Annotated in this window: 4 protein-coding genes and 1 pseudogene; all 5 read left to right on the top strand. The window is 74.6% G+C overall.

The features are described from left to right. Positions 1 to 525, top strand: a pseudogene (locus G3I42_RS09820) (NAD(P)/FAD-dependent oxidoreductase); the annotation flags it as partial. A 118-nt stretch (positions 526 to 643) separates the two neighbouring features. Next, positions 644 to 1,456: an HAD hydrolase family protein gene (locus G3I42_RS09815; protein ID WP_164284346.1), complete on the top strand. Its 813-nt coding sequence runs from the start codon at positions 644 to 646 to the stop codon at positions 1,454 to 1,456. Positions 1,457 to 1,774: 318 nt separating this feature from the next. Beyond that, a complete protein-coding gene (locus G3I42_RS09810) occupies positions 1,775 to 2,785 on the top strand; it encodes a polyprenyl synthetase family protein (protein ID WP_164284344.1) in 1,011 nt (336 codons plus the stop codon). A 170-nt stretch (positions 2,786 to 2,955) separates the two neighbouring features. Further along, positions 2,956 to 4,185, top strand: a complete 1,230-nt coding sequence (locus tag G3I42_RS09805; protein ID WP_164284342.1) for a sigma-E factor regulatory protein RseB domain-containing protein — start codon at positions 2,956 to 2,958, stop codon at positions 4,183 to 4,185. Then, positions 4,182 to 4,793: ATP-binding cassette domain-containing protein (locus G3I42_RS09800; RefSeq protein WP_164284340.1), on the top strand; the 612-nt coding region annotated here is incomplete at its 3' end. The genes G3I42_RS09805 and G3I42_RS09800, both read left to right, overlap by 4 nt.

Genomic DNA, 4,793 nt, shown 5'->3' with positions numbered 1-4,793 from the left:
CGCCTGCGCCCCGGCTCGCCCTTCGGCAACGCCTGGTCGCTGCACGTCCTCAGCTACCACCCCGGCTTCTACCGCGCGCTGCCCGCCGGGGCCCGGCACTTCGGCGTGCGGCGGGTCCTCGGCCCGCTCGGCGCGTGGTGGCTGCGCGAGCGCTACGAGGGAAGGGTGACGACCCAGGAGGTACGGGCCGTCGAGGCCGTCACCCGGAAGGACGAAGAACTCGTCGTGAGGATGAGGGGCCTGGACGGCCGTACGGAGGAGGCCCGGGCCGATCACGTGCTCGCGGCGACGGGCTACCGCGTGGACGTCGGGGCCCTCGGCTTCCTCGGCGCGGGCCTGCGCGCGGCGCTCGGCACGAGCCGCGGCGCACCCCGCCTCGGCGCCGGGTTCCGCTCCTCGCTCCCGGGCCTCTACTTCACCGGGCTCCCGGCGGCGGCCTCGTACGGCCCCGTCATGCGCTTCGTCTGCGGCACCGAGTACGCGTCCCCGCGCCTGGCCGCCCACCTGCACGCCGCGCACCGGTGAGCGGCCGTAACCGGCCGGTCCCGGCCGGGCCCGACCCGCTGAGCCCGAGGGGCCCATGCCCCCGTCACATTCGGCACGCCCCTCCCGTCACCCCCTTCCCGTCCTTATCCTTTGCCGCATGGCCGCAGCGTCCCCGTACTCCCTCGTCGCCACCGATCTGGACGGCACCCTCCTGCGGGACCAGCGGGACACGGTCACCGCGCGCACGAAAGCCGCGCTCGCGCGGGCCGGGCGCGCGGGCGCGCGGCACATCGTCGTGACGGGCCGCCCCGCCCCGCAGACCCGCACCCTCCTGCACGCGATCGGCTACCGGGGGCTCGCCGTGTGCGCCCAGGGCGCGCAGGTCTACGACACGGACTCGGGACGCCTCGTGCACTCCGTGCGCATGGAGCGCGAGCTGGCCGAGACGGCGCTCGGCAAGATCGAGGCGGAGCTGGGGCAGGTGTACGCGGGCGTCAACCAGGACGGCAGCGACGGCCTCATGCTCATGGAGCCCGGTTTCGTCACCCCGCCGCCGACGCTGCCCTCCGTACGGGTGCGGCGGCGCTCCGAGTTGTGGTCGCGGCCGATCTGCAAGGTGCTCCTGATGGCGGACGGCCGCAGCGAGGACGCGCTCGCCGGAGTCGCGCGGGCGGTCGTCGGGGACCTCGTGAACGTCGTGATGGCGGGCCCGGGCGCCGTCGAGCTCCAGCCGCGCGGGCTCTCGAAGGCGTACGGGCTCGAACGGGCCGCCGAGCTGCTCGGGTGCACGGGCGCCGACACGATCGCCTTCGGCGACATGCCGAACGACATCCCCATGTTCGGCTGGGCGCGGCACGGCGTCGCGATGGCGAACGCGCACGCGGAGCTGCTCGCCGTCGCCGACGAGGTGACGTGCGCCAACACGGAGGACGGCGTCGCCGTGGTCCTTGAGCGCCTGTACGGCGCGTGACGCGGGCGGGCGCGTCGGGCCCGCCCGCGTGGGGGTGGGGGACCCGTACGGGGGTACGGAGGGGAAGGGCCCCCGGGCGGATAGGGTCGACGACTGTCCCTGCGCGTGGGTCCGGGCGATCCGCGCGGGTCCGCGTGGGTTCGGAACGCTTTGCGTTCATATGAGTTGATCACGAACATACCGGTGTCGGTCGCATACCGCCTGTGCTGGTCGGGCAGGCGCTCTCTGTGATCGAAAGGGGACCGGATACGCTGCCTTGAGAGGCAGCAGCGACACATCGACACACCGTGTGATCGTCAGCAGACAGGAGAACCCTTCGTGACCGTCGTCGGGCCATTTGGGCTGAGCGTGCGGGACCAGGCTCTCGAAGCCGATGTCCAGGCCGGGTTGACGGCTGTCGAGGAAGGCTTGCTGGACGCGACCAAGAGCGGGGTGCCCTTCATCACCGAAGCGGCCCAGCACCTCGTGCTCGCCGGGGGCAAGCGTTTCCGGCCGCTCCTGGTGATGCTCGCGGCGCAGTTCGGCGATCCGGAGGCCCCGGGCATCGTCCCCTCGGCGGTCGTCGTGGAGCTGACCCACCTCGCGACCCTCTACCACGACGACGTGATGGACGAGGCGACCGTGCGGCGGGGCGTGGAGAGCGCCAACGCCCGCTGGGACAACTCCGTCGCCGTCCTCACCGGTGACTTCCTCTTCTCGCGCGCCTCGCAGATCCTCGCGGGTCTCGGCCCCGAGGCGGTACGCATCCAGGCCGAGGCGTTCGAGCGGCTCGTCACGGGCCAGATCCTGGAGACGGCGGGGCCGCGGGACGGCCGCGACCCGGTCGACCACTACCTCGACGTGCTCAGCGGCAAGACGGGCTCGCTCGTCGCCGTCGCGACGCGGTACGGCGCGATGATGTCCGGCGCGGGCGGCGAGATCGTGGAGGTCCTCGCGCAGTACGGGGAGCGGCTCGGCGTCGCCTTCCAGCTCGCCGACGACGTGCTCGACATCGCCTCGGACAGCTACGAGTCCGGCAAGACGCCCGGCACCGACCTGCGCGAGGGCATCGCGACGCTGCCCGTGCTGCGGCTGCGGGAGCGGATCGCGCGGCTCGGCCTCGCGGAGGACGTCGCGCTCGACACGCTGCTGCGCGGCGACCTCTCCGACGACGCGCGACTCGCCGAGGCGGTGGCCCGCATGCGCGTCCACCCGGCGCTGGCCCAGGCCCGCGAGGACACGGCGCGCTACGCGCACGACGCCCGCGCCGCCCTCCAGGCCCTCCCGGACACCCCGGCCCGCACCTCGCTGGCCGACCTCTGCGACGCGGTCGTCCACCGGGTGGGCTGAGCCCGGCCCGGTCCACCCGGACCAGGACTCCACCCCACGTCGTACGGGAGATCCCTGACGCCGTCATCCCACAGGGGTACGTCACTTTGGCCCCCAAGGCTGACGCTTTGTCGCCCCCGCTCTGGTCGGATGGGTACTGACCGCTCCTGCGGGAACCCCCACGGGGGAGAATGGCGACGGAGGTGGCACGGATGACGGCACAGGCGGAAGGCAACCGGCCCGGCGACGACCGGCCGGAGGACACCCGGTACCGGGCGGCACGCCGCAAGGCGGCCCGGTACGCGGTCCCGGCGGCGGTCGTGGGAGTGACCGCGCTGACGGTGGGCCTCGTCCCGGCCCTCGCGGACAGCGGCGACCCCGACCTGCCCGAGCTGACGGCGCACCAGCTCGTGGCGAAGCTCGCGGGCGCCCACGAGGAGCACTTCTCCGGCACGGTGCGCGTCAGTACGGACCTGGGTCTCCCCGGCCTCGACGGCGCGGGCATCGCCGGCCTCGGCGGCGCCGCGAAGGGCAGCGGCGGCGGCGCCGACCCGCAGGCCAAGCTCACCGAGCTGGCGAGCGGCACGCACACGCTGCGCCTCGCGGCGGACGGCCCCGAACGCCAGCGCCTCTCGATCCTGGAGGACGCGGCCGAGTACAGCATCATCCGCGACGGCGCCCGCGCCTGGGCCTACGACAGCGCGAGCGACAAGGCCGTCCGCCTGGAGGTACCGCGGTCCGGGCAGCACGAGGAGCGCTCCCCGTACACCGCCCTCACCCCGCAGGAGCTGGCCGACCAGGCCCTCAAGGCGGTCGACGCGCACACCACGGTCCGCGCGGACGGCACCGCGCGCGTCGCGGGCCGGGACGCCTACCAGCTCGTCGTCGAGCCGAAGCAGTCCGGCTCCACGGTCAAGGCGGTGCGCGTCCTCGTCGACGCGAAGACGGGCACCCCGCTGCGGGCCGCGCTCACCGCGCGCGACGGCGGCAAGCCGGTCGTGGAGGCGGGCTTCACGAAGGTGAGCTTCACCGCCCCGAAGGCGAAGACGTTCTCGTTCACGCCGCCGAAGGGCACGGAGGTCACCGAGCCGAAGCAGCAGGCGCCGGCGGACCGCTCGGCCGCGCCCGACGCCGGGGCGCTCAAGGACCTGCTCGGCGGCTCCCGCACGTACGGCGAGGGCTGGACGACCGTCGCGCGCCTGGACCTGCCGGGCGAGGCGGCCGCGGGCCTGTCCTCCGGGGACGCGGGGCAGGCCGGGAAGCTCATGGACAGCCTCGCCAAGGAGGTCAAGGGCTCCTTCGGCACCGGCCGCCTCTTCTCCACGCGCCTCGTCAACGTCCTCCTCACGGAGGACGGCCACGTCTACGCGGGCGCGGTGACGAAGGACACCCTCGTGAAGGCGGCCGAGTCGCACACGTGAGCGCCCGACCCACGGAAGCGGGAGAGGCCGCCGTCACCCCGACGGCGGCCCCGGCCCCGGACACCGCCTTCGGCCCGCCCGCCCCTCCCGGCCCCCTCGCCCCTCTCGTCATCGAGACCGACGGCCTGACGAAGCGGTACCCGGGCGACCGGCTCGCCGTCGACGGGCTCGGCCTGCGCGTGCCCGAGGGCAGCGTCTTCGGCTTCCTCGGCCCCAACGGCTCGGGCAAGACGACGACGATCCGGATGCTGCTCGGGCTCATCGCGCCGACCGCGGGCCGCGCGCGCGTGCTCGGCGGCGAAATGCCGGGCGCGGGGCGCCGGGTGCTGCCGCACGTCGGCGCGCTCATCGAGGGCCCCGCCCTCTACGGCTTCCTCTCGGGCCGCGACAACCTGCGCCGTCTCGACGCCGCCGACCCCACCGCCTCCCGCGCCGACCGCGAACGCCGCGTCACCGAGGCCCTGGAACGCGTCGGGCTCACCCCCGCCGCGCACCGCAAGGCCCGTACGTACTCGCTCGGCATGAAGCAGCGCCTCGGCCTCGCCGCCGCGCTGCTCCGCCCCCGCCGCCTCCTCGTCCTCGACGAGCCGACCAACGGCCTCGACCCG

It is taken from the genome of Streptomyces sp. SID11385 (genome assembly GCF_010548245.1).
GTDB lineage: Bacteria > Actinomycetota > Actinomycetes > Streptomycetales > Streptomycetaceae > Streptomyces.
Note: the sequence above shows the minus strand (reverse complement) of the source record. Positions and strands in the feature narration are given on the sequence as shown.